The following is a 22,920-nucleotide window of genomic DNA, read 5'->3' as shown; positions in this document are numbered from 1 at the left end:
AAACGTCAGCAGGTCAACCGGGTGACGGCAGGACACGGGTGGCCTGCATCACGACAATTCGGTCCAGATTGGCTCAACAGAGCCAGAAACGACGAAGACTCCGCCGCCCCGAAGGGCGACGGAGTCTCGACAGGTTGTCTGTGACAGACCGCGTGGATCAGTCGGTCAGGTCGGCAGCACGCACCGACTCGGCCTTGATCTCGGCCTCGACCTTCGCCAGCGTCTCGGCCGGGATGGCGGAGTCGACGGAGAGGGCGACGAGCGCCTGGCCGCCCTTGGCGTCACGGGCGACCTGCATGCCGGCGATGTTGACGCCCGCGTCACCCAGGATGCCGCCGACGGTGCCGACCATGCCCGGACGGTCCTCGTAGCGGAAGAACGCGAGGTGGTCGGTCAGCTCGACATCGATGTCGAAGCCGTTGACCTCGACGAGACGCTCGCGCTGGTGGATGCCGACGAGCGTGCCGGAGACGGAGACCTGCGAGCCGTCGGCGAGCGTGCCGCGGATCGTGATCAGGTTGCGGTGGTCGGGCGACTCGGAGTCGGTGACCAGACGGACCGCGACACCGCGCTCGGCCGCGAGCAGCGGGGCGTTGACGTAGGAGACCTGCTCCTCGACGACGTCCGCGAAGACGCCCTTGAGGGCGGCCAGCTCGAGCACCTTGACGTCGTACTCCGTGATCTCGCCGCGGACCTCGACGTCGAGCTGCTGCGCGACCTCACCGGCGAGGGCCGTGAAGACGCGACCGAGCTTCTCGGTGAGCGGGATGCCCGGGCGGACGTCCTCGGCGATGACGCCACCCTGGACGTTGACCGCGTCGGGGACGAGCTCACCGGCGAGCGCGAGGCGGACGGACTTGGCGACGGCGATGCCGGCCTTCTCCTGGGCCTCCTCCGTCGAGGCGCCGAGGTGCGGCGTCGCGACGACGTTGTCGAGGGTGAAGAGCGGGCTGTCGGTGCACGGCTCCTTGGCGAAGACGTCGAGACCGGCAGCCGCGATGCGGCCCTCCTTGAGGGCGTCGTAGAGCGCGTCCTCGTCGACGATGCCACCACGGGCGGCGTTGACGAGCACGAGCTCCTTCTTCGCCTTGGAGAGGGCGTCGGCGCCGATCAGGCCCACGGTCTCCGGGGTCTTCGGCAGGTGCACGGAGATGAAGTCAGCCTCGGCCATGAGGGTGTCGAGGTCGACGAGACGGACACCCATCTGGGCGGCGCGGCCGGCCTGGACGTAGGGGTCGTACGCGATGACCTTCATGCCGAAGGCGCTCAGGCGCTGGGCAACCAGCACACCGATGCGGCCGAGGCCGACGATGGCGGCGGTCTTCTCGTAGAGCTCGATGCCGGAGTACTTCGAGCGGGCCCAGACGCCGTCACGGAGCGCGGCGTGCGCCGGGGAGACGTTGCGGGCGGCGGCGAGCATCAGCGCAACGGCGAGCTCGGCGGCGGAGACGATGTTGGACGTCGGAGCGTTGACGACCATGACACCGCGCTCGGTGGCGGCCTTCACGTCGACGTTGTCGAGACCGACACCGGCGCGGGCGACGACCTTCAGCTTGCTGGCCGCGGCCAGTGCCTCGGCGTCGACCTTGGTCGCGGAGCGGACCAGGATCGCGTCGACGTCGGCGATGGCGGGCAGCAGCTCGGCGCGGTCGGCACCGTTGCAGTTGCGGATCTCGAAGTCGGGACCCAGCGCGTCGATGGTGGCGGGGCTCAGCTCTTCGGCGATGAGGACAACAGGCTTGCTCACAGCGGTTCCTCGAGGTGTTGTGAAGCGGATCAGGACGGCAGCCGGAGGACAACCATCCGACAGGAGTGCACGACGCTGTGCGCGCGCCTCACTCTACAGGGAGGACGGAGGGGTATCAGGGCGGGTTTCACGGCCGCACGACGGCAGCCCGGTGAACGCCCGCCCCGCCGTCAGATGGCGCAGCCGTCCGGGCCGCAGGCGTTGTCGCCGTCGACGATCGTGAGGGTCGGATGAAGGTCGGTCCACGCCCGGTCGAGCACCTGACGGAGGGCCTCCGCAGGCTGGGCGCCCGCGACGCCGTAACGCTTCTCGATGACGTAGAACGGCACACCGGTCGCGCCGTACGCGCCGGCCTGCTGCTGGTCGGCGTACACCTCGTCGAGGTATTCACTGCTGGCCAGGACCTCGTCGACGCGGGCCGCGTCGAGGCCCACCTCGGCGGCAAGGCCACGCAGGACCTCGTGGTCGGCGACGTTGGCGGCCTCGGCGAAGTACGCCGCGAAGAGCCGCTCCTTCAGCTCACCCTGGAGCTTGGGCCCGCCGTCGTGCAGGGCGAGGTGGAGGAGACGGTGGGCGTCGACGGTGCCGACGCGCTGGGACTGGTGGTGGCGCCAGAGCATGCCCTCCTCGGCCGCGGCAGCCTCGACGCGGTCGATCATCTGGCGACCTGCCGCCTCTCCCCCGCCGTACTTGCGGCCGAGGGCCTGGGCGACGGTCTCGACCGGGACGGTCGGCGCACCCGGGTCCAGCTGGAAGGAACGCCAGGTGACGGTCACGTCGTGCTCGAAGCCGTCCAGCGCCTTCTCGAGCCGGCGCTTGCCGATGTAGCACCACGGGCAGACGACGTCGGACCAGATCTCGATCTCCATGGTGGGCACAACCCGGTGACGTGTCCCCTTGTTCCCCGACGTGTCCCTGAGGCGGTGTGACCTGATCTCAGGGTCGGCACCGGGGGCTTGCCCGAAGCGGCGCGCCCCGCCCGGCCGCGAGGGTGGATCCATGATCACCGTCGAATCCCTCACCAAGTCGTACGGCGGCTACACCGCCGTCGATCACGTGTCGTTCACCGCAGCGCCGGGCCGCGTCACGGGCTTCCTGGGCCCGAACGGCGCCGGCAAGTCCACCACCATGCGGATCATGGCCGGCCTGACCGAGCCGTCCTCCGGATCCGCCCACATCCTCGGGCGGCGCTTCGCCGAGCTGCCCAACCCGGGCCGCGAGGTCGGCGTACTCCTCGACGCCTCCGCGCAGCACGCCGGTCGTACCGGCCGCGAGGTGCTCCGCATCAACGCCCGGCTCATGGGCCTCCCGGGCTCCCGCGTCGACGAGATGCTCGACGCGGTCGGCCTGACCGAGGAGGAGTCGCTGCGCCGGGTCCGCAACTACTCCCTCGGCATGCGCCAGCGCCTCGGCATCGCCTCCGCACTGCTCGGCGACCCCGAGGTCCTGATCCTCGACGAGCCGGCCAACGGCCTGGACCCCGCCGGCATCCGCTGGATGCGCGACCTGCTGCGCGGCTTCGCCGACGGCGGCGGAACCGTGCTCCTCTCCTCTCATCTGCTCAACGAGATCGAGGTCGTCGCCGACGACATCGTCGTCATCGGACTCGGCCGGATCGTCGCCTCGGGCACGAAGGCCGACCTCCTCGCCTCCGCCGAGACCCTGGTCCGGGCCGACGACCTGCGCGGCCTCCACGCGGCCCTCGTCGGCGCGGGCCTCGCGTCCACGCCGGCCGACGGAGCCCTGCTGGTCAGCGGCGATGCCGGCCACATCGGCCGGATCGCCTTCGCAGCAGGCATCGCCGTCACCGAGCTCCGCGCGGCTGACGGCGCCCGCCTCGAGGAGATGTTCCTCGAGCTCACCGCCTCCACCGCCCGCGAAGGGAACGCAGCATGAGCACCGAGACCCTCTCCTCCGACGTCCTCCCCGCCACAGGACCGCGCCGCGTGCCGCGGCGTTCGCCGGAGCCGATCCCGTTCGGCCGGGTGCTGCTGGTCGAGCTGCAGAAGATGTTCGACACCCGCGCCGGGTTCTGGCTCATGGCGAGCATCGTGATCGCCTCGGTGATCGCGACCGTCGTGACCGTGCTGCTCGGCGACCGGGACGCGCTGTCCTTCGACTCGTTCGCCGCAGCCGTCGGCAGCCCGATGTCGATCCTGCTGCCGGTCGCCGGTGTCCTCGCCGTGACCAGCGAGTGGAGCCAGCGCACCGCGCTGACGACGTTCACCCTCGTGCCGAGCCGGCCCCGGGTGATCGGGGCCAAGGTCATCGACGTGCTGGCGATCGGTGTCGTGTCCATGGTGCTCGCGCTCGGCATCGGCGCCCTGGGCAACGTCGTGACCTCGCTGGTCACCGGCAACGACGCGATCTGGGACATCAGCGCGACGTCGTTCGCGAAGATCATCCTGGCCAACGAGCTCGGCATGCTGCTCGGCCTCGCGCTCGGCCTGCTCTTCCGGAGCTCGCCCGCGGCGGTCGTCGGCTACTTCGTCGTGAACTTCGTCCTGCCCGGGATCTCCGGCGCGCTGGCCTCCTCGCAGCAGTGGTGGGCCGACCACGCCGGATGGTTCGACCTGAACCAGACCCGTTTCCTGCTCTTCGACAGCAACCTCACCGGCGAGCAGTGGACGCAGCTCGGTGTGACCACCCTGATCTGGATCGTCGTGCCGTTCCTCGTCGGCCTGCGGCTGGTGCTCAAGACCGAGATCAAGTGAGGCAACCGCCGGAAAAACCGAACGCCCCGCCCACCGAAACGGTGAGCGGGGCGTTCGCGCGCCACAACCCGTGACTCAAGACGCCAAAACCCGGGTTTCGGCGGACCAAGACCCGGGTTTCGACGTTCGGGGTCAGCGCGCGGCCGAACCCTCCGTGTAGTCAGCGTCCTGCTGCTTCCACGAGAAGAGGCCACGGAGCTTGCGGCCGGTCTCCTCGATCGGGTGAGCGGCACCCTTGGCGCGGAGCTCGAGGAACTCCGGCGCGCCGGCGTCCTGGTCGTCGATGAAGCGCTTCGCGAAGGCACCGTTCTGGATGTCCGCGAGGACGGCCTTCATGTTCTCCTTGACGCGCGGGTCGATGACGCGCGGGCCCGAGACGTAGTCGCCGTACTCGGCCGTGTCGGAGACGGACCAGCGCTGCTTGGCGATGCCGCCCTCCCACATGAGGTCCACGATGAGCTTGAGCTCGTGGAGGCACTCGAAGTAGGCGACCTCCGGCTGGTAGCCGGCCTCGGTCAGGGTCTCGAAACCGTACTGGACGAGCTGCGAGACGCCACCGCAGAGGACGGCCTGCTCACCGAACAGGTCGGTCTCGGTCTCCTCGGTGAACGTCGTCATGATGACGCCGGCGCGGGTGCCACCGATGGCCTTCGCGTAGGACTTCGCCAGCTCGAGCGCGGAGCCCGAGGCGTCCTTCTCGACGGCGATGATGTCCGGGATGCCGCGGCCCGCGACGTACTCGCGACGGACGGTGTGACCCGGCGCCTTGGGGGCAACCATGATCACGTCGACGCCCTCGGGGGCCTCGATGTAGCCGAAGCGGATGTTGAAGCCGTGGCCGAAGACGAGCGTGTCACCCTCGGTGATGTGCGGCGCGATGTCCTCCGCGTAGATCTTCCGCTGGTGCTGGTCGGGAGCGAGGATGACGATGACGTCAGCCTCCTCCACGGCCTCGGCGACCGTGAGGACCTTGAGGCCCTCGGCCTCGGCCTTGGCGATCGACTTCGAGTCGGCCTTGAGGCCGATCCGGACGTCGACGCCGGAGTCGCGCAGGTTGAGGGCGTGGGCGTGGCCCTGGCTGCCGTAACCGATGACAGCGACCTGCTTGCCCTGGATCAGGGTCAGGTCGGCGTCGTCGTCGTAGAACATCTCAGCCACGATGGGCTCTCCTTCTGGTGGGTTTGTACGTAGAGATTGTCAGGGGGACGTCCGGCCGGGGGCCGGCGGGGTGCTCAGCCGACCGCGGGCGGCGGCGTCGGAACGGCGACGGGGCGCAGCGTGCGCTCCGAGATCGAGCGGGGGCCGCGACCGATCGCGACCATGCCCGACTGGACCAGCTCACGGATGCCGAAGGGCTCGACGACCTTGAGGAAGTCGGCCAGCCGCTGGCTGCTGCCGACCAGCTGGACGGTGACCGCGTCGGGCGCGACGTCAACGACGTCGGCCGAGAAGAGCTGCACCACGTCGAGCACCTGACCACGCGAGTCCGCGTCGGCCTTGAGCTTGACCAGGAGCAGCTCGCGGTTGACCGAGGCGGTGCCGTCGAGCTCGACGATCTTGAGCACCTCGATCAGCTTGTTGAGCTGCTTGGTGACCTGCTCGAGCGGGGTGTCCTCGACGTTGACCACGATGGTCATGCGCGAGACGTCGGAGTGCTCGGTCGGGCCGACGGCCAGCGAGTCGATGTTGAACCCGCGACGGCTGAAGAGGGCCGCGATGCGGGCCAGGACGCCGGGCTTGTTCTCGACCAGGACCGAGAGGGTGTGACGGGCCATCAGAGGTCATCCTCGTCGAACTTGGGCGCGAGGTCGCGCGCGTACTGGATCTCGTCGTTGCTGGCGCCACCGGCGATCATCGGCCAGACCATCGCGTCCTTGTGGACCCGGAAGTCGATCACGACCGGCTGGTCGTTGATCTCCATCGCCTTCTGGATGGTCGCGTCCACGTCAGCGGCCGACTCACACGACAGACCGACGCAGCCGTAGGCCTCCGCGAGCTTCGGGAAGTCGGGGATGCGGATCTTCTTGTCGTGCTTCTGCAGGTCGGTGTTGGAGTAGCGCTCCTTGTAGAAGAGCGTCTGCCACTGACGGACCATGCCGAGGTTGTCGTTGTTGATGACGGCGACCTTGATCGGGATGTCCTCGATCGCGCAGGTCGCGAGCTCCTGGTTGGTCATCTGGAAGCAGCCGTCGCCGTCGATCGACCACACGGTCGAGTCGGGGCAGGCGACCTTCGCACCCATCGCGGCGGGGACGGAGTAGCCCATCGTGCCGGCGCCACCGGAGTTGAGCCACGTGTTCGGGTTCTCGTAGGAGATGAACTGCGCGGCCCACATCTGGTGCTGGCCGACGCCCGCGGCGAAGATCGTCTCCGGGCCGGAGATCGCGCCCAGACGCTCGATGACGTACTGCGGCGCGAGGCCCTCGGCCGGGGTGTCGTAGCCCAGCGGGTACTGCTTCTTCAGACCGGCGCAGAACGCGACCCAGCCCTCGTAGTCGCCCTGCTGGCCGTCGGTCTTGAGCTGCGCGATGAGCTCGGTCAGGACCTCCTTGACGTCGCCCACGATCGGGACGTCGGCGTGGCGGTTCTTGCCGATCTCGGCCGGGTCGATGTCGGCGTGGATGATCAGCGCACCCGGGGCGAACGTCGAGAGGTCACCGGTCACGCGGTCGTCGAACCGCGCGCCGAGGCTGATGATCAGGTCGGCCTTCTGCAGGGCGGCGACGGCGGAGACCGTGCCGTGCATGCCCGGCATGCCGAGGTGCTGCGGGTGGCTGTCCGGGAACGCGCCACGGGCCATGAGCGTGGTGACCACGGGGATGCCGGTCAGCTCGGCCAGGGTCCGCAGCTCGCGGTGCGCGCCGGAGCGGATCGTGCCGCCGCCGACGTACAGGACCGGCTTGCGGGCAGCCGCGATCATCCGGGCCGCCTCGCGGATCTGCTTCGCGTGCGGGCGGGTCACCGGGCGGTAGCCGGGGAGCGTGATCTCGCTCGGCCAGTCGAACGTCGTCATCGCCTGGAGCGCCGACTTGGTGACGTCGACGAGGACCGGTCCCGGGCGGCCGGTGGAGGCGAGGTGGAACGCCTCCGCGATCGTGCGCGGGATCTCGGCAGCGTCGGTGACGAGGAAGTTGTGCTTGGTGATCGGCATCGTGATGCCGCGGATGTCCGCCTCCTGGAAGGCGTCCGTGCCGATGAGGGCCTCGGGCACCTGACCGGTGATGGCGACCATCGGGACGGAGTCCATGTAGGCGTCGGCGATCGGCGTGACCAGGTTGGTCGCGCCGGGACCGGAGGTCGCCATGCAGACGCCGACCTTGCCGCTCGCCGCGGCGTAGCCCTCGGCAGCGTGGCCGGCACCCTGCTCGTGGCGAACGAGGATGTGGCGGATCGAGCTGTCGAACAGCGGGTCGTACGCCGGAAGGATGGCGCCGCCCGGGTAGCCGAAGATGTCCTCGACGCCGGCGTGCTCCAGAGACCTCACCAGGCTCTGTGCGCCAGTCACGCTCTCGCTCATCCGTGTTCCTTCTACCAAGTGTGAGTCCAACAAAAAACCCCTCGGCCTACCGGCTACGAGGGGATACGCATGCACTGATCGGGATTGTGTCCGTCGTCAGTCCACGCGTCGCGTGCGTACAAGAGTGCGCATGCGTCAAGACTCGCTGCCGGGTAAGGAGGCGTCAAGCAAGTATGACCCGCGTCCCATGATTCGGTACGCCGGTCCCACATCATGGCTGCGGGACGGCCTCCCGGCCCCGCCTCAGCTGGTGCCGATGCAGACCCGGTTGCCATCGGCGTCGGCCAGGACGACGAAGTCCGGCGCGCTCTCGTCGCTCACCAGGACGCCCCCAGCGGCGAGCCCCGCTGCGATCCGCGCCTCCGCGACGTCGCGCGGCACCCGGATGTCCAGGTGGAAGCGCTGGCGCGGGGTCTCGTGCTCGTCGGTCTCCTGGAACCACAGCGTCGGCGTCGCCCCGTCGAGGTCGCGCACCTCGTCCGGCAGCCGCGGATTGTCCGAGCCGCCGAGCACGGCCTTCCAGAACGGCCTGATCCTCTGCCAGTCGGCGGTGTCCAGCGCGATCTCGATCCGCTGCACCAGCTCGGGACGGGCCACCGCACCCGCGGCGGCCGCGATCTCGCTGATCCGTCGGGCCAGGCGCAGGTCCCGCGCGGTCACTCCCCCGCTGTCGTGACTGGTCAGGAGGACGTTGACGTGACCCCAGCGCAGGTCGAGGTCGGGATGGTGGTCCTGCTCCTCCGCGGCGGCGCCGATCGCCGCCACGAGCGCCAGCCCGGCGGCGTACGAACCGGGGTCGTAGCGGGTGTGGAGCGCCCGGAGGAACATCCGCCAGTCGGCCAGGCCCTCGGCATCGAAGACGGACCGTTCGATGAGATCGCTCATGCGTCCAACCTGCTACTGGAAGCTGACGAAGTCCACCCGTGGCCGGATCCGCATGACCTGCTGCGCAGAGAGCCGCCGGATGTCCTCGTCGTAGAAGAGCTTGAAGCCCATCCGGAAGAGGTCGGGTCGAGCCACCGCACGGTACGTCGCGAGCTTCTGCCCCGGCGTACCGAAGCCGTCGACGTGCTGGATCTCGGCGAGGTCGGGACGGTCACGCACGATGTCGATGCCGCGGATCATGTCGCGGCGGAACTGGTGCACGACGAAGAGCTTCTGCGGCAGGTGGTGCGCCACGACGAAGTCCTGGAGCCAGCGGGAGGTCAGGTTGATCTCCCAGCCCGTGGTCGATCCGATCGTGCGGCCGGGCACCTGTCCGCCGTGCATCCGCCACTCGGGGTCGAGCGCCAGACTCACGTTGGGGTCCGCGAGCGCCGACGCCCAGCGCTTCGCCACGCTCGGGAAGTCCGCGCGACCCGGCTGGACGTCGAGCACCAGGAGTGCGCCGGACTGGCGCGCAGCGGCGATCCAGCGGCGTACGGCGACGGCGGGGACGTCGTGGTTGTAGTCGCCGTCCGGGCCGGGATGCCGGTCCGCGATGGTGACGATCAGCTCGAAGACGGGCTGGGGCTTGAGGCCCGCGCGGCGGAACGGCGCTGCCGCCTTCTCGACGCGGGCCGCGGCCTTCCACGGGGCTGCCTCGCCGAGAACGCCGAGGACCGGCGTGCCGACCGTGCCGTAGTAGGCGACGAACATGCGGCCGTCGAAGAGCTGCGGGCGCTCGAGGGCAGGAGACACGGCCGCGACCGGCGGGCGCGCTGCGCGGCCGTCGCGGCCGCCGTCGCGGTGCTCGGCAACCGAGTCGACGGACTGGACGAGCGCGAGGACGGCGATGAGGACGACCGCCAGGGCCACGAGGACCTGGCGTCGGAGGGACTGCGGCATCAGGCAGGGCCACCCGGGCGGAGCGGAGTGCACTGGATGCCGGCGTCGTCGAAGTTCTCCGGGGCCAGCCAGGCCAGCTGTCGCTCGCGGATCGCGGGCCACTCGGCGTCGGTGATCGAGAACCAGTCGGAGTCGCGGTTGTGGCCCTTGACGACGCGGTGGTTGCGGAACGTGCCCTCATGGGTGAAGCCGAACCGCACCGCCGCGCGGCGCGAGGGCTCGTTGAGGCTGTCGCACTTCCACTCGAGACGGCGATAGCCGAGGTCGTCGAAGACGTACGACTGGACCAGGTGGACGGCCTCCGTCGCGGCGCGGGTGCGGGCCAGCGCGTCGCCGAAGAGCACCCAGCCCAGCTCGACCGAGCCGTTGACCTCGTCGACCGCACACAGGGCGAAGGTGCCGGCCACCCGGCCGTCCTCCGCCACGATGGCGAACGTCGCGGGGTCCGCCTCGAGGCGCGCCGACATCAGCATCCAGAGCGCGGGCAGGTCCTTCGGCGGCTCAGCCGGGAGGTAGGTCCACCGCGTGGCTGCCTGCGGGCCGCCCAACGCGGCGTACAGGTCGCTGTAGGAGGCCGAGGTGAGCGGCCGGAGCGCGGCGTACCGGCCCCGGAGCTCGACCGCCTCGGGCGTCGGACGCACCGACCAGCCCGGCACGGCCGGGCCGACCGGCTGCATCACTCGGGGACGCGGCGGTACGCGCCGTCGGAGGCCGACGTCGCCATCGAGGCGTACGCACGGAGCGCGGCCGAGACCTTCCGGTCACGGGTCGCCGGCGTGTACGGCTTGTCGCGCTTCTCCTGGACCAGGCGGCGCTCCATCAGCACGTGGTCCTCGACGTCGAGGTGGATCGTGCGCTTCGGGATGTCGATCGAGACCGTGTCGCCGTCCTCGATGAGCGCGATCAGGCCACCGGACGCTGCCTCGGGCGAGATGTGGCCGATGCTCAGGCCGCTCGAGCCACCGGAGAAGCGACCGTCGGTGATCAGCGCGCACTTCTGGCCCAGCCCGACGCCCTTGAGGTACGACGTGGGGTAGAGCATCTCCTGCATGCCCGGGCCGCCCTTGGGGCCCTCGTAGCGGATGACCACGACGTGGCCTTCCTTGACGTCCTTGGAGAGGATGCCGGTCACGGCGTCATCCTGCGACTCGAAGACGATCGCGGTGCCGGTGAAGGTCAGGCAGTCGTCGGGGACGCCGGCGGTCTTGACCACGCAGCCGTCGACGGCGATGTTGCCCGACAGGATCGCCAGGCCGCCGTCCTTGGAGTAGGCGTGCTCGATGTCGCGGATGCACCCCTCGGCGGCGTCGGTGTCGAGCGTGCCCCAGACGTTCTCCGTGGAGAAGGCCTGGGTCGTGCGGACGCCACCCGGCGCGGCCTGGAAGAGGTCGAGCGCCTTCTGCGACGGCGACTCGCTGCGGATGTCCCACTCGCCCAGCCACTCGTCGAGCGTGGCGGAGTGGATCGAGTGCACCTCCTCGTGGAGGGCACCGCCGCGGCGCAGCTCGCCGAGCAGCGCCGGGATGCCACCGGCGCGGTGGACGTCCTCCATGTGGTACTTCGGGGAGTTGGGCGCGACCTTGGACAGGCACGGCACCCGGCGCGAGATCGCGTCGATGTCGTGGACGTCGAAGTCGAGCTCCGCCTCGCGGGCAGCGGCGAGGAGGTGGAGCACGGTGTTGGTCGAGCCGCCCATCGCGACGTCGAGCGCGACGGCGTTCTCGAAGGCGGCCTTGGTCGCGATCGAACGCGGCAGGACGGACTCGTCGTCCTGCTCGTAGTAGCGCTTGCACAGGTCGACGACGAGGCGGCCGGCCTCCTCGAAGAGCGCGCGGCGCTTGGCGTGGGTGGCCAGCGTGGAGCCGTTGCCCGGCAGCGAGAGGCCGATGGCCTCGGTGAGGCAGTTCATCGAGTTGGCGGTGAACATGCCCGAGCAGGAGCCACACGTCGGGCACGCCGAGCGCTCGACCGTGTCGAGGACCTCGTCGCTCACGCGCTCGTCGACCGCCAGCACCATCGCGTCGACCAGGTCGAGCTTGGAGTGGACGATGCCCTCGATCGCCGTGGTCTTGCCGGCCTCCATCGGGCCGCCGGAGACGAAGACGACCGGGATGTTGAGGCGCAGCGACGCCAGCAGCATGCCGGGGGTGATCTTGTCGCAGTTGGAGATGCAGACGATCGCGTCGGCGCAGTGCGCCTCCACCATGTACTCGACCGCGTCCGCGATCAGCTCGCGGCTCGGGAGGCTGTAGAGCATGCCCGCGTGGCCCATCGCGATGCCGTCGTCGACGGCGATCGTGTTGAACTCCTTGGCGACGCCACCGGCCGCCTCGATCTGCTCCGCGACGATCTTGCCGAGGTCGCGCAGGTGCACGTGACCGGGGACGAACTCGGTGAAGGAGTTGGCGATGGCGATGATCGGCTTGCCGAAGTCACCGTCCGTCATGCCGGTCGCGCGCCAGAGGGCGCGGGCACCGGCCATGTTGCGGCCCGAGGTGGACGTGGCAGAACGCAGAGTGGGCATGGGTCAAGGTTAGTCGCCGTAGTGGCACCGCGAGTCGGTACCTTCTCCCCGTGAGCATTCGACAAGGACAGGCGATCTGGTCGCGCCTGTCCCTCGACGCCCGGCTCAAGATCGGCGTCATCGCCTCGGTGATCGTGATCAACGCCGGCGGAGCGGCCGCGGCGTTCCTCCTGGGGATCCTCGTGGTCCCCCTCCCGGTCGTGTACGACGCCCAGCAGGCCTGGCGCAACGTCGAGCTGCTCGCGCTCCTGCTCCCGGCGATCGCGGTCTACGGAGTGGCCGTCGGGCTGCGCCTCATGCACCAGACCCTGGACTGGCTCGTCGAAGGCCGCCGCCCCTGGCCCGACGAGCAGCGTCACGTGCTCACCGCGCCCGATCGCGTGTTCGCCCACCACGCCCTCTTCTGGGCGATGGCCACGGTCGTCTTCGGCGTCTTCAACGGCTTGTACGACGTGTGGCTGGGCTTCGTCGCGGCCGCGATCGTGGCCCTCTCCGGGCTCGGTGTCTCCTCGGTCGCCTACCTGACGACCGAGCGGCTGACGCGTCCCCTGGCGCGACAGGCGCTGCGGCGTGGCGTCCCGGAGCGGGTCCGGGTGCGCTCCGTGGCGGCGCGGACCATGTTCGCCTGGCTGCTCGGCACCGGAGCTCCGCTGTTCGGCGTCGTCCTCGTCGGCGTCAACACGCTCGCCGACAACGTGCTGGTCTCCGTGCACCAGCTCGCCGTGACGATGCTCGTGCTCGGCGTCCTCACGCTGCTCGTCGGCGGAGTGACCACGTACGCCGCGGCGCGCGCGAGTGCCGACCCGGTCCGTGGTCTCCGGGAGGCGTTCGCCGACGTGTCGCGCGGCAACTTCGGCTCGCAGGTGCAGATCTACGACGGCACGGAGATCGGCCACCTCCAGGCCGGGTTCAACACGATGGTGGCGGGACTGCGCGAGCGCGAGCGGCTCCGCGATCTCTTCGGCCGCCACGTCGGCCCCGAGGTCGCCCGCTCCGCGCTCGAGGGCACGGTGCAGCTCGGCGGCGAGTCGCGCCGCGTCGCGGTGCTCTTCGTCGACATCGTCGGCGTCTCGACCTTCGCGCGCGAGCATTCCCCCGGCGAGGTCGTCCGCCTCCTCAACCGCTTCCTCGAGGTCGTCGTCGAGGTGGTCCACGAGTACGGCGGCTGGATCAACAAGTTCGAGGACGACGGTGTCCTGGCCGTCTGGGGTGCCCCGACCGCCGTACCGGACATGGAGGCGCAGGCCCTGCGGGCGGCCCGGGTGATGGCCGACCGCCTCCGCCGCGAGGTCACCGAGCTCGACGCCGGCATCGGCGTCTCGGCCGGCACCGCCGTCGCCGGCAACGTCGGCGCCGCGGACCGCTACGAGTACACGGTGATCGGCGACCCGGTCAACGAAGCCGCCCGTCTCACCGACCTCGCCAAGGAACGCTCCGGGCGCGTGGCCGTCAACGCAGCCCTCCTCGACGTCGCAGGCGACGAGGCGGACCACTGGCAGGAGCGCAAACCGGTCCATCTCCGGGGCCGCGGCACCAGCACACGACTGGCCACCCCGCAGCACTGAGGCCTCCGGGTCGGTACCTTCTCCCTGTGACCATGCGGGCAGAGGTACGACGACGCTTCCTCGCGCTGTCGCTCACCTCGCAGGCACGGCTGCTGACCGCCATCCCGCTGGTGGGCATCAACCTCATCGGGGTCCTGCTCGTCACGGTGCTCGCGCTGTTCGTGATCCCGCTGCCGGTCGACATCGACGCCGACTGGATCGCCTTCAACGCCGTGGTCATCGTCTCGCTCGCCTGGCCGGTCGCCGTCTTCGGACACTGGTGGGCGTTCCGCCAGATCGAGCCGATCGTCGGCTGGCTCGAGGCTCGGCGCACCCCGACCGACGACGAGAAGCTGACGCTGCTCGCCGTGCCCCGCAAGGCGTTCGCCTTCCACGCGCGCGGCTGGCTGCTCGGCGTGATCACCTTCATGCTGCTCAACGCCTGGCGCCTCGGCTGGGCCGGCGCCTGGTCCGTCGGCCAGATCGTGCTCATCGCCGGCATCTGCGCGAGCGCCCTCGCCTACCTGGTCGCGGAGCGCCTCATCCGGCCGCTCGCCAGCGTCGCGCTGCGCGACGGCGTACCCGACCGGATGCGGCTGCGCACCGTGGTGACCCGCACGATGTTCGCCTGGGCGCTGGGTACTGCGGCGCCCGTGGTGGGCCTGGTCATGGTCGGCACGCGCCTGCTCACCGACGACACGACCGCGACGGTCAACGAGATCGCCCGCACCCTGATCGTGATCGCCCTCATCGCCCTCGTGATCGGCGGCGTGATGATCGCGCTGGCCGGACGCGCGACCAGCGACCCCGTGCGGCAGCTGCGACTGGGCCTGGCCCAGCTCGAGCGGGGCGACCTCGACGTGCACCTGCCGATCTACGACGGCACGGAGATCGGCGTCCTGCAGTCGGGCTTCAACGACATGGCCGCAGGCTTGCGCGAGCGCGAGCGGATGCGTGACATCTTCGGCCGGCACGTCGGCGACGACGTCGCCCGCGCGGCGCTCGAGGGCGGCGTACGCCTGCGGGGCGAAGCGCGCCACGTCGGGGTGCTCTTCACCGATGTGATCGGCTCGACGACGCTCGCGACCGAGCGCGAACCGGGCGAGGTCGTCATGCTCCTCAACCGGTTCTTCGAGATCGTGATCGACGTCGTCCACCAGCACGGCGGCTGGATCAACAAGTTCGAGGGCGACGCCGCCCTCGCCGTCTGGGGCGTGCCGACAGAGGTCGACGACCTCGAGCAGAAGGTGCTCCACGCGGCGCGCGAGCTGGGCCGGCGTCTCCAGGCCGAGCTCCCCGAGGTGCCCGCCGGGATCGGCGTGACGGCGGGTGAAGTCGTCGCGGGCAACGTGGGTGTCGCGGAGCGCTACGAGTACACCCTGATCGGCGATCCCGTCGTCGAGGCGTCCCGCCTGTCCGAGGTCGCCAAGAAGTTCCCGGGCCGCGTCGTGGCGAACGCCGCGCTGCTCGACGCGGCAGGCCTCGAGGCGGACGCGTGGGTGCGGAAGAACCCGGTCCGGCCGCGTGGTCGGGTCGCCGAGACGGTCATCGCCGTCACCCGCGACTGAGCGCAGCACCACGTTTCGGGACTGGAGAGCGTTGCTACCGCGCGCGTCGGGATTTGCGCCTCCCGGGTGCGTCGCTACTCTCGCAAATGTCCCGATTCACCGACTCCCCCGAATGAGCCACCGTGGTCTTCCAGGTCCCCCGCCAGCGCGTCGCCGCCCTCGTCGACTCGTGGGCAACCGCCGCGCAGCAGCAGGCCTGCCGCAACGCCATGGTGGCGAGCACCGCTCTCGCCCGCACGCGTGCCCAGCGGATCGTCGTGGAGGAGTTCCTCGCTGCCCGTCTGGGCAGTCGTGCCGAGGTGTCCGGGTCCGCCACCGGCGCCCTCCCTCCCCGCGCCCCGGAGGCGGACCCGCTACCTCCGACGTTGTCACAGGTCGCCGACTGACGTAGGCCGTTCGGTAACGATCCGGCGACTTCATTGCCCGCATGCGCCACGATGGGCGCATGCAGATCGAGCCCGTGCGTGACGAGGCGCTCCAGGTCCGGATCACGGGTGCACGGGCCGTGGACGGCGCCCGGGCAGGATCGGCGCTGCTCGCTGTCGACGGTGGCCTGCTGGTCATCGGCGACGACGCCTTCACGCTCACCCGCATCACGGCATCCGGTGACGTGACCCACCAGGTGCTCTCCGGGAGCGGCGAGGCCCTGGCCAAGGCGCGGAAGCCGGACTTCGAGGCTGCCGCCGTAGCCCCCGACGGATCCATCTGGCTCTTCGGCTCCGGCTCCACGTCGGCGCGCTACGCGCTCGTGCACCTCACCGGCCCCGGACACACCCGCCACCGTCAGTACGACGGAACGCTGCTGTACCTCGCGCTTGCCGATGCCATCGGCGGCGAGCCGAACATCGAAGGTGCCGTCTTCGTCGACGAGCGACTCCTGCTGCTCCATCGCAGCACCGGCACCTCCGAAGACCTGCTGCTCGACCTGCCCGCCCACGCGCTCACCAGCGGCCACCCTCCCCGGGCCGAGGTGCGGGCGAGGATCGCGCCGGCCGGCCTGGTCGGCGTACCTGCGCACGGGACGGACCTGGCAGCAGCAAGCGACGGGCGTCTGGTCTGGCTGGCGGCCGCGGAGGACACCGACGACCCGGTGCTCGACGGACCGGTCGCCGGAGTCCTGCTCGGCGTACTCGACGGCGGTGCCGCGCGCTGGGCGCCGATCGAGGAGGCGGACGGCTCACCGTCAGTGCGCAAGGCGGAGGGCCTCGTGCTCGACGCAGACCTGCGCGGCGGTTGGGCCGTCACCGACCGCGACGACCCCGATCAGCCCGCCGAGCTGCTCCGCCTGGAGATCACCGGCCTCTGAACGCCGAGACGGGGCCCGTGCACACCGCCGCGGGGCACAAGCCCCGTGTGAGTGGTGCACGAGCCCCGTCTCGGCGCTGCGGTGCTTAGAGACCCAGCTTTTCGAGGATCAACTCGCGGGCACGGCCGGCGTCGGCCTGACCACGGGTGGCCTTCATGACGGCGCCCATGATCGCGCCGATGGCGCCCATGTTGCCGCCGCGGATCTTGTCGGCGATGTCCGGCTGCGCGGCGAGCGCGTCGTCGATCGCGGCGATCAGCGGGCCGTCGTCGGAGACGAGCGCGAGGCCGCGCTTCTCGATGATCTCCTCCGGCGTGCCCTCGCCGGCGATCAGGCCGTCGAAGACCTGGCGGGCCAGCTTGTCGTTGATCGTCTTCGCGTCGACCAGCGCCTGGACGGCGGCGACCTGCGCCGGCGTCACGCCGACCTCGGCGAGCTCGACACCGGCGTCGTTCGCACGGCGCAGGAGGTCGGCGACCCACCACTTGCGCGCGGCCTGCGGCGTCGTGCCGGCAACGACCGTCGCCTCGATGAGCGGCAGCGCACCGGCGGCCCAGACGTCACGCATCTCGAGGTCGGTGAAGCCGTACTCCGCCTGCAGGCGGGTCTTCTTCGCCGTCGGGTTCTCCGGGAGCGTGCCCCGGAGCTCCTCGACCCACTCGCGCGACGGGGCGACGGGCACGAGGTCCGGCTCGGGGAAGTAGCGGTAGTCCTCGGCGTCGGACTTCTCGCGGCCCGACGTGGTCTCGCCGGTGTCCTCGTGGAAGTGACGCGTCTCCTGGACGACCTTGCCGCCCTCGTTGAGGATGCCGGCGTGGCGGCCGATCTCGAAGCGGACCGCGCGCTCGACCGACCGGAGCGAGTTGACGTTCTTGGTCTCGCTGCGGGTGCCGAGGACATCGGAGCCCTTCGGCGCGAGCGAGAGGTTCACGTCGGCGCGGATCGAGCCCTGGTCCATGCGCGCGTCCGAGACACCCAGCGCGACGATCAGGTCACGCAGCTGCGCGACGTACGCCTTGGCGACCAGCGGCGCCTTCTCCCCGGCGCCCAGGATCGGCTTGGTGACGATCTCGATGAGGGGGATGCCGGCGCGGTTGTAGTCGACGAGCGAGTAGTCGGCGCCCTGGATGCGGCCGGTGGCGCCACCGACGTGGGTCGACTTGCCGGTGTCCTCCTCCATGTGCGCGCGCTCGATGTCGACGCGGAAGGTCTCCCCCTCCACCTCGACGTCCATGTAGCCCTCGAACGCGATCGGCTCGTCGTACTGGCTGGTCTGGAAGTTCTTCGGCATGTCCGGGTAGAAGTAGTTCTTCCGGGCGAAGCGGCACCACTCGGCGATCTCGCAGTTGAGCGCGAGACCGATCCGGATGGCCGACTCGACGGCCTTGGCGTTGACCACCGGCATGGCGCCGGGCAGGCCCAGGCACGTCGGGCAGACCTGCGTGTTGGGCTCGCCACCGAAGACGGTCGGGCAGCCGCAGAACATCTTCGAGTTCGTGTTGAGCTCGACGTGGACCTCGAGGCCCATGGCCGGGTCGTACGCCGCGAGCGCCTTGTCGAACGGAACGATCGTTTCAGTCGCCATGTCAGGCCTCCCCATTGCCGTTGCCTGCGTACGCCGGTGCGGCGATCGGGGCGCCCCACTGCTTCGTCAGCGCCGCCTCGAGGGCCGCACCGACGCGGTAGAGACGCGCGTCCTCGAGGACCGGCGCGAGGAACTGGATGCCCGTCGGCAGGCCGTCGACCGACGAGACGCCCGACGGGATCGAGATGCCGGGAACGCCGGCCAGGTTCGCCGGGATCGTGGCGAGGTCCTGGAGGTAGTTCGCCAGCGGGTCGTCGGCCTTCTCGCCGAGCGCCCACGCGGTGGTGGGAGCGGTCGGGCTGACCAGCACGTCGACCTGCTCGAAGGCCTTGGTGAAGTCCTCAATGATCAGCGTGCGGATCTTCTGCGCCTGGCCGTAGTAGGCGTCGTAGTAGCCCGACGACAGCGCGTAGGTGCCGATCAGGATGCGGCGCTTGACCTCGTTGCCGAAGCCCGCGTCGCGGCTCGCGCGCATCACGTCCTCGGCGCTCGGGTCGCCGTCCGGGGTGACCCGCAGGCCGTAGCGCATCGCGTCGAACTTGGCGAGGTTGCTGGAGCACTCGGCCGGCAGGATCAGGTAGTACGCCGCCATCGCGTGCACGAAGCTCGGCAGGCTGACCTCGACGACCTCGGCACCCAGGCCCTTGAGGATCTCGATCGACTCCTCGAAGCGCTCGACGACCGGAGCCGACCAGGCGTCGCCCTGGAGCTCCTTCACGATGCCCACGCGTACGCCGGCCAGGTCGCCCGCGGCACCCTGACGGGCAGCGTCGGCGAGACCGGTGACCGCGGTGGCGACGGAGGTCGAGTCCATCGGGTCGTGGCCGCCGATGAGCTCGTGCAGCAGCGCGGAGTCGAGGACGGTGCGCGTCACGGGGCCGAGCTGGTCGAGCGAGTTGGCGAGCGCGATGACGCCGTAGCGTGAGACCGAGCCGTAGGTCGGCTTCACGCCGACCGTGCCGGTCATGGCGCCGGGCTGACGGATCGAGCCACCGGTGTCGGAGCCGATCGCGAGCGCAGCCTGGAACGAGCTGACTGCCGCGGCGGAGCCACCGCCCGAGCCACCCGGGATGCGGGTGTGGTCCCACGGGTTCTTGACCGGGCCGTAGGCGGAGTTCTCGTTGGCCGAGCCCATCGCGAACTCGTCCATGTTGGTCTTGCCGAGGATCGGGAGGCCAGCGGCCTTGATCTTGGCGGTGACCGTGCCGTCGTACGGCGGGATCCAGCCCTCGAGGATCTTCGAGCCGGCCGTCGTCGGCAGGCCCTCCGTCGCGAGGACGTCCTTGATCGCGATCGGGACGCCGTCGAGCTCGTGCAGCGGCGCACCGGCTGCCCGGCGGGCGTCGGAGGCGGCCGCCTGGGCGAGCGCGCCCTCGGCGTCGACGTGGAGGAAGCTGTTGAGGCCGACGCCATTTTCGGGGCGATTGGTCGCGGCGATCTGGTCGAGGTGCGCCTGCGTCAGCTCGACGCTGGTGACCTCACCGGCAGCGAGGGCGGCGGCCTGCTCAGCAGCGGACAGATGGATCAGCGACATGGTCACTCCTCCCCCAGGATGCGCGGCACGGAGAACTTGTCGTCCTCGGTCGCCGGGGCCATCGCCAGCGCCTGCGCAGGCGTCAGCGACGGACGGATGACGTCCTCGCGGAAGACGTTGGTCATCGGGATCGGGTGCGACGTCGCGGCGACGTCGTCACCGGCCACTCCCTGGATCGAGGCGACCGCCTCGAGGATGACGTTGAGCTGAGGGGCCAGGTGATCGAGCTCAGCATCGCTGAGGTCGATCCGGGCGAGATCCGCCAGGTGGCGCACCTCGTCGCGGGAGAGTTCAGGCATGGGGGCAATCCTAGGTGTCCCGCACGGGGCGGCGTGCCGGGGTCCCACCGTGCCGCGACTACCCTCGCGGACGTGACGATGCGTACGACGTTCGCCCGCGTGGCCGTGGCCGCGACCCTGGTCTCCCTGACTGCCTGCGGCGGCGCGACCCCCGGGCCGCAGCCGAGCGCGAACGACCGGCGCTACTACGACCAGTACGTCGCACTCGGCGACACCTACACGGCAGCTCCGGCCGTCGGCACCGTGAGCATCGACGACGTGTGCGTCCGGTCGGGGATCAACTACCCGCACCTGATCGCGCGCTCGCTCGGCTCGAGCCTCGACGACGTCAGCTGCACGAACGCCGAGGTCGCGAGCCTGCAGGACCCGCAGGTGGTGGACCAGACGACGTTCCCGGCGCAGCTCGACGCGGTCGGGCCGCGCACCGATCTGGTGACCGTCGGCATGGGCGCAGCACCGGCTGCGATCGGCGCCTGGTTCCAGACCTGCCCGTCGCTGCACGACCAGGACCCGACCGGCTCTCCGTGTCGGGATCACTTCCGCCACGACGACGGCGACGAGGTCGTGACGATCCTCCGCAACGGCCGCAAGCAGCTGACCGCGTCGCTCAACGCGATCCACAAGAAGGCCCCCGAGGCCCGCGTGATCGTGATCGGCTACCCGGCGATCTTCCCGGCGAAGGGTGACTGCCCCGACGCCATCAACCTCACGCCCGACGACATGCGCTACGCCCACTCGGGGCTGCTCTACCTCAACAAGACGCTGAAGCAGGCCGCCGCAAAGGGCGGCGCGGAGTTCATCGACACCTACGCCGCGACGAAGGGCCACGACATCTGCGCTGCGGACCCGTGGATCCAGGGCAAGAAGGAAGAGCTCGGCGTGGCCCTCTCCTACTCGCCACACGCCGAGGAGCAGCGCGCGGTCGCGGACCTGGTCATCCGCCTCCTGCGCTGACCCAACCGAACCTGCCGCGGGCGCGTCTGGACGGGTGACAATCACCCCCAGGAGGACGCATGCCGGCACCACCGACCGACGACGAGTACGCCGCGTTCGTGCAGACCGCGTGGCCGCGGCTGTACCGGACGGCGTACCTGTTGCTGGGTGACCACGGGATGGCGGAGGACCTCGTCCAGACCGCCCTCGCAAAGACGTATGCGTCGTGGCGCAACGTGCGGACCTACGAGGCCGCCGGTGGGTATGCCCGCACGACGCTCGTCAACACGGCGGCGTCGTGGTTCCGGAAGCCGTCGTGGCGGCGCGAGGTCGCCCACGAGACGCTGCCTGCGGCGTCGTACGACGAGGACCCGTCCGACCGCCCCGCGATCCTGGCCGCACTGCGGCTCCTCGCTCCGCGCCAGCGCGCGGTGATCGTGCTGCGGTTCTACGAGGACCTGAGCGTCGCCCAGACCGCATCCGCACTCGGGTGCTCCGAAGGCACCGTCAAGAGCCAGACCTCCGACGCCCTCGGCCGCCTCCGCGGCGTACTGGGCGACTCCGTGATCCCGATGGGAGCCACCCATGACTGACCAGATCTCGTCCCTCCTGCACGAGCAGGCTGAGGGCATCCTCGTGCCCGCGGCTCCCGCCGTGGCCATCGTCGCGCGCGGTCGCCAGCTGCGTCGTCGGCGCCGTTTGACCGGTGTCGGCGCGGTGGCTGTCAGCGTCGCGGCGGCCGCCGCAGTCGCTGGCGCCGTGCTGGTCCTCCCTCACGCTGCGCCTGACGGATCGGGCGGGCTGGCCGCGGCCGTCGCCCCGAATCCGGAGGGATGGGCGGTCGCACAGGGGTCGACCGTGCATCTCGGCAACGGGCGCACCGTGGAGGTCCCCGGCAAGGTCAAGGCGATGTACTACACGTCCGCCGGGGTGATGGTCCGCACGGGGCGCACGGCGTACACGGATGCGGAGCACTCCAACTACTTCGTCCTCCCGGGCTCGGGCACCGTGCGCGACTTCTCGCTCGACCTCGGCGACAAGAAGCCCGGCACGGACCCGACGCTCCCCTACCTCGCCTACGTCATGAAGGACGGCGACACCTCGCACTGGGAGCTGGTCCTGCGCGACGTACGCACCGGCGAGGTCGCGACCCGCGTCCCCTTCGAGGGCGCCTTCACCTGGGGCGGCTGGAACGCGCCGCCGACCGCCCTCTCCGGCGACTTCGCGTACGTCGGCATGGACAAGGCCACGCTCGCCATCAACTGGCGCACGGGGGCGGTCACTGCCTCCGATGTCCTGCCGGCGAGCCGGATGCCGGAGGTCAGCGGCGGCCGCGAGCTGATCGACCCGATGGCCGGCGTCGACGTCGACGCCCTGTCGCAGAAGCAGCTCCGCGAGATGCGCTTCGAGCAGACCCAGGAGTTCCGCGTCGTCAACGTCGCCGACGGATCGACCCTGCGCACGATCGGCGTCGACCCGGAAGGCTGGCCGCGACTCTCCCCCGACGGCAGCCACGTGGCGCTGCCGCCGATGGGATCGTGCGACGCCGTGACCAACGAGTGCCACTACGACGATCCCGAGGGGCACGTGATCTCCGTGGACACCGGTGCCGATCACAGCTTCCGGCTCGAGGTCGGCGCATTCGGGTGGACGCCCGATGGACGCCTGCTGCTCGTGCGTGACACCGCGGTCCAGTCGTGCGACGCGGACACCGGTGCGTGCACCACCACGCCGGTCGAGCTGAGCGGCAGCGGACCGATCCGCGTCAGCGGCAACGACAACGAGTCCTGAGCGGGAAGGGGTGGACTTTTCGTCACCTGGT

21 protein-coding genes are annotated in these 22,920 nt (G+C 70.4%); 9 read left to right on the top strand and 12 right to left on the bottom strand.

All coding sequences use genetic code 11. The annotated features are described in order from the left end of the window. Positions 1–157: 157 nt before the first annotated feature. Both serA and EPD65_RS14275 read right to left on the bottom strand, forming a co-directional pair. Positions 158–1,747: a phosphoglycerate dehydrogenase gene (gene serA / locus EPD65_RS14280; protein ID WP_131585292.1), complete on the bottom strand. Its 1,590-nt coding sequence runs from the start codon at positions 1,745–1,747 to the stop codon at positions 158–160. 170 nt (positions 1,748–1,917) lie between these two features. Further along, a complete protein-coding gene (locus EPD65_RS14275; RefSeq protein ID WP_131585290.1) occupies positions 1,918–2,616 on the bottom strand; it encodes a DsbA family oxidoreductase in 699 nt (232 codons plus the stop codon). A 130-nt stretch (positions 2,617–2,746) separates the two neighbouring features. Between EPD65_RS14275 and EPD65_RS14270 the strand changes: the two genes are divergently transcribed. Both EPD65_RS14270 and EPD65_RS14265 read left to right on the top strand, forming a co-directional pair. Continuing rightward, positions 2,747–3,643, top strand: a complete 897-nt coding sequence (locus EPD65_RS14270; RefSeq protein ID WP_131585288.1) for an ABC transporter ATP-binding protein — start codon at positions 2,747–2,749, stop codon at positions 3,641–3,643. Further along, entirely contained in the window at positions 3,640–4,461 is an 822-nt protein-coding gene (locus EPD65_RS14265) for an ABC-2 transporter permease (RefSeq protein ID WP_131585286.1), read from the top strand. Before EPD65_RS14270 ends, EPD65_RS14265 begins: the two co-directional genes overlap by 4 nt. 132 nt (positions 4,462–4,593) lie before the next feature. Here EPD65_RS14265 and ilvC read toward each other — a convergent pair whose 3' ends face one another. The 7 genes from ilvC to ilvD form a co-directional block, all read right to left on the bottom strand. After that, positions 4,594–5,619: a ketol-acid reductoisomerase gene (gene ilvC, locus EPD65_RS14260; protein ID WP_131585284.1), complete on the bottom strand. Its 1,026-nt coding sequence runs from the start codon at positions 5,617–5,619 to the stop codon at positions 4,594–4,596. Positions 5,620–5,693: 74 nt separating this feature from the next. After that, positions 5,694–6,236 carry an acetolactate synthase small subunit gene (gene ilvN / locus EPD65_RS14255; protein ID WP_131585282.1) on the bottom strand — a complete coding sequence of 181 codons (543 nt, stop codon included), beginning with the start codon at positions 6,234–6,236 and terminating at the stop codon, positions 5,694–5,696. Then, positions 6,236–7,978: an acetolactate synthase large subunit gene (locus EPD65_RS14250; RefSeq protein WP_131585280.1), complete on the bottom strand. Its 1,743-nt coding sequence runs from the start codon at positions 7,976–7,978 to the stop codon at positions 6,236–6,238. Before EPD65_RS14250 ends, ilvN begins: the two co-directional genes overlap by 1 nt. A 243-nt stretch (positions 7,979–8,221) precedes the next feature. After that, entirely contained in the window at positions 8,222–8,863 is a 642-nt protein-coding gene (locus EPD65_RS14245; protein WP_131585279.1) for a VOC family protein, read from the bottom strand. A gap of 12 nt (positions 8,864–8,875) precedes the next feature. Beyond that, the gene (locus EPD65_RS14240; RefSeq protein ID WP_131585277.1) at positions 8,876–9,805 is read right to left on the bottom strand and encodes a hypothetical protein; all 930 of its coding nucleotides are present in this window, start codon (positions 9,803–9,805) and stop codon (positions 8,876–8,878) included. After that, positions 9,805–10,482 (bottom strand): GNAT family N-acetyltransferase, encoded by a 678-nt coding sequence (locus EPD65_RS14235; RefSeq protein ID WP_131585308.1) that lies wholly within the window; start codon positions 10,480–10,482, stop codon positions 9,805–9,807. The genes EPD65_RS14240 and EPD65_RS14235 overlap by 1 nt, the downstream gene beginning before the upstream one ends. Continuing rightward, entirely contained in the window at positions 10,482–12,329 is a 1,848-nt protein-coding gene (gene ilvD / locus EPD65_RS14230; RefSeq protein WP_131585275.1) for a dihydroxy-acid dehydratase, read from the bottom strand. Before ilvD ends, EPD65_RS14235 begins: the two co-directional genes overlap by 1 nt. Before the next feature lie 50 nt (positions 12,330–12,379). Between ilvD and EPD65_RS14225 the strand changes: the two genes are divergently transcribed. From EPD65_RS14225 to EPD65_RS14210, 4 genes are all read left to right on the top strand, one after another. After that, on the top strand, positions 12,380–13,894 hold the full coding sequence (locus EPD65_RS14225; protein ID WP_131585273.1) for an adenylate/guanylate cyclase domain-containing protein: 1,515 nt from the start codon (positions 12,380–12,382) through the stop codon (positions 13,892–13,894). A gap of 32 nt (positions 13,895–13,926) precedes the next feature. Further along, positions 13,927–15,441 (top strand): adenylate/guanylate cyclase domain-containing protein, encoded by a 1,515-nt coding sequence (locus EPD65_RS14220; RefSeq protein WP_243640610.1) that lies wholly within the window; start codon positions 13,927–13,929, stop codon positions 15,439–15,441. 122 nt (positions 15,442–15,563) lie between these two features. After that, positions 15,564–15,827: a hypothetical protein gene (locus EPD65_RS14215; protein ID WP_131585269.1), complete on the top strand. Its 264-nt coding sequence runs from the start codon at positions 15,564–15,566 to the stop codon at positions 15,825–15,827. A 59-nt stretch (positions 15,828–15,886) separates the two neighbouring features. Further along, on the top strand, positions 15,887–16,747 hold the full coding sequence (locus EPD65_RS14210; protein ID WP_131585267.1) for a DUF6929 family protein: 861 nt from the start codon (positions 15,887–15,889) through the stop codon (positions 16,745–16,747). Positions 16,748–16,832: 85 nt separating this feature from the next. Here the strand turns inward: EPD65_RS14210 and gatB are convergent, their stop codons facing one another. The 3 genes from gatB to gatC are packed head-to-tail and all read right to left on the bottom strand — an operon-like array spanning position 16,833 to position 20,165. Continuing rightward, complete coding sequence (gene gatB, locus EPD65_RS14205; RefSeq protein WP_131585265.1) at positions 16,833–18,332, bottom strand: Asp-tRNA(Asn)/Glu-tRNA(Gln) amidotransferase subunit GatB; 1,500 nt, start codon at positions 18,330–18,332, stop codon at positions 16,833–16,835. Position 18,333: 1 nt separating this feature from the next. Continuing rightward, positions 18,334–19,866 carry an Asp-tRNA(Asn)/Glu-tRNA(Gln) amidotransferase subunit GatA gene (gatA, locus tag EPD65_RS14200; RefSeq protein ID WP_131585263.1) on the bottom strand — a complete coding sequence of 511 codons (1,533 nt, stop codon included), beginning with the start codon at positions 19,864–19,866 and terminating at the stop codon, positions 18,334–18,336. Positions 19,867–19,868: 2 nt separating this feature from the next. Beyond that, on the bottom strand, positions 19,869–20,165 hold the full coding sequence (gene gatC, locus EPD65_RS14195) for an Asp-tRNA(Asn)/Glu-tRNA(Gln) amidotransferase subunit GatC (protein WP_131585262.1): 297 nt from the start codon (positions 20,163–20,165) through the stop codon (positions 19,869–19,871). A gap of 78 nt (positions 20,166–20,243) precedes the next feature. Here gatC and EPD65_RS14190 point away from each other — a divergent pair, with 78 nt between their 5' ends. From EPD65_RS14190 to EPD65_RS14180, 3 genes are read left to right on the top strand one after another with little or no spacing between them, the layout of a single operon-like run. Then, positions 20,244–21,119 carry an SGNH/GDSL hydrolase family protein gene (locus EPD65_RS14190; protein WP_243640609.1) on the top strand — a complete coding sequence of 292 codons (876 nt, stop codon included), beginning with the start codon at positions 20,244–20,246 and terminating at the stop codon, positions 21,117–21,119. A 59-nt stretch (positions 21,120–21,178) separates the two neighbouring features. Beyond that, positions 21,179–21,691 (top strand): SigE family RNA polymerase sigma factor, encoded by a 513-nt coding sequence (locus EPD65_RS14185; RefSeq protein WP_131585258.1) that lies wholly within the window; start codon positions 21,179–21,181, stop codon positions 21,689–21,691. Next, positions 21,684–22,889 carry a hypothetical protein gene (locus tag EPD65_RS14180; RefSeq protein ID WP_131585256.1) on the top strand — a complete coding sequence of 402 codons (1,206 nt, stop codon included), beginning with the start codon at positions 21,684–21,686 and terminating at the stop codon, positions 22,887–22,889. The genes EPD65_RS14185 and EPD65_RS14180 overlap by 8 nt, the downstream gene beginning before the upstream one ends. The last annotated feature ends 31 nt before the right edge of the window (positions 22,890–22,920 follow it).

The organism is Nocardioides jejuensis (assembly GCF_004337475.1).
GTDB lineage: Bacteria > Actinomycetota > Actinomycetes > Propionibacteriales > Nocardioidaceae > Nocardioides > Nocardioides jejuensis.
This window is presented reverse-complemented; position numbering and strand designations above follow the sequence as displayed.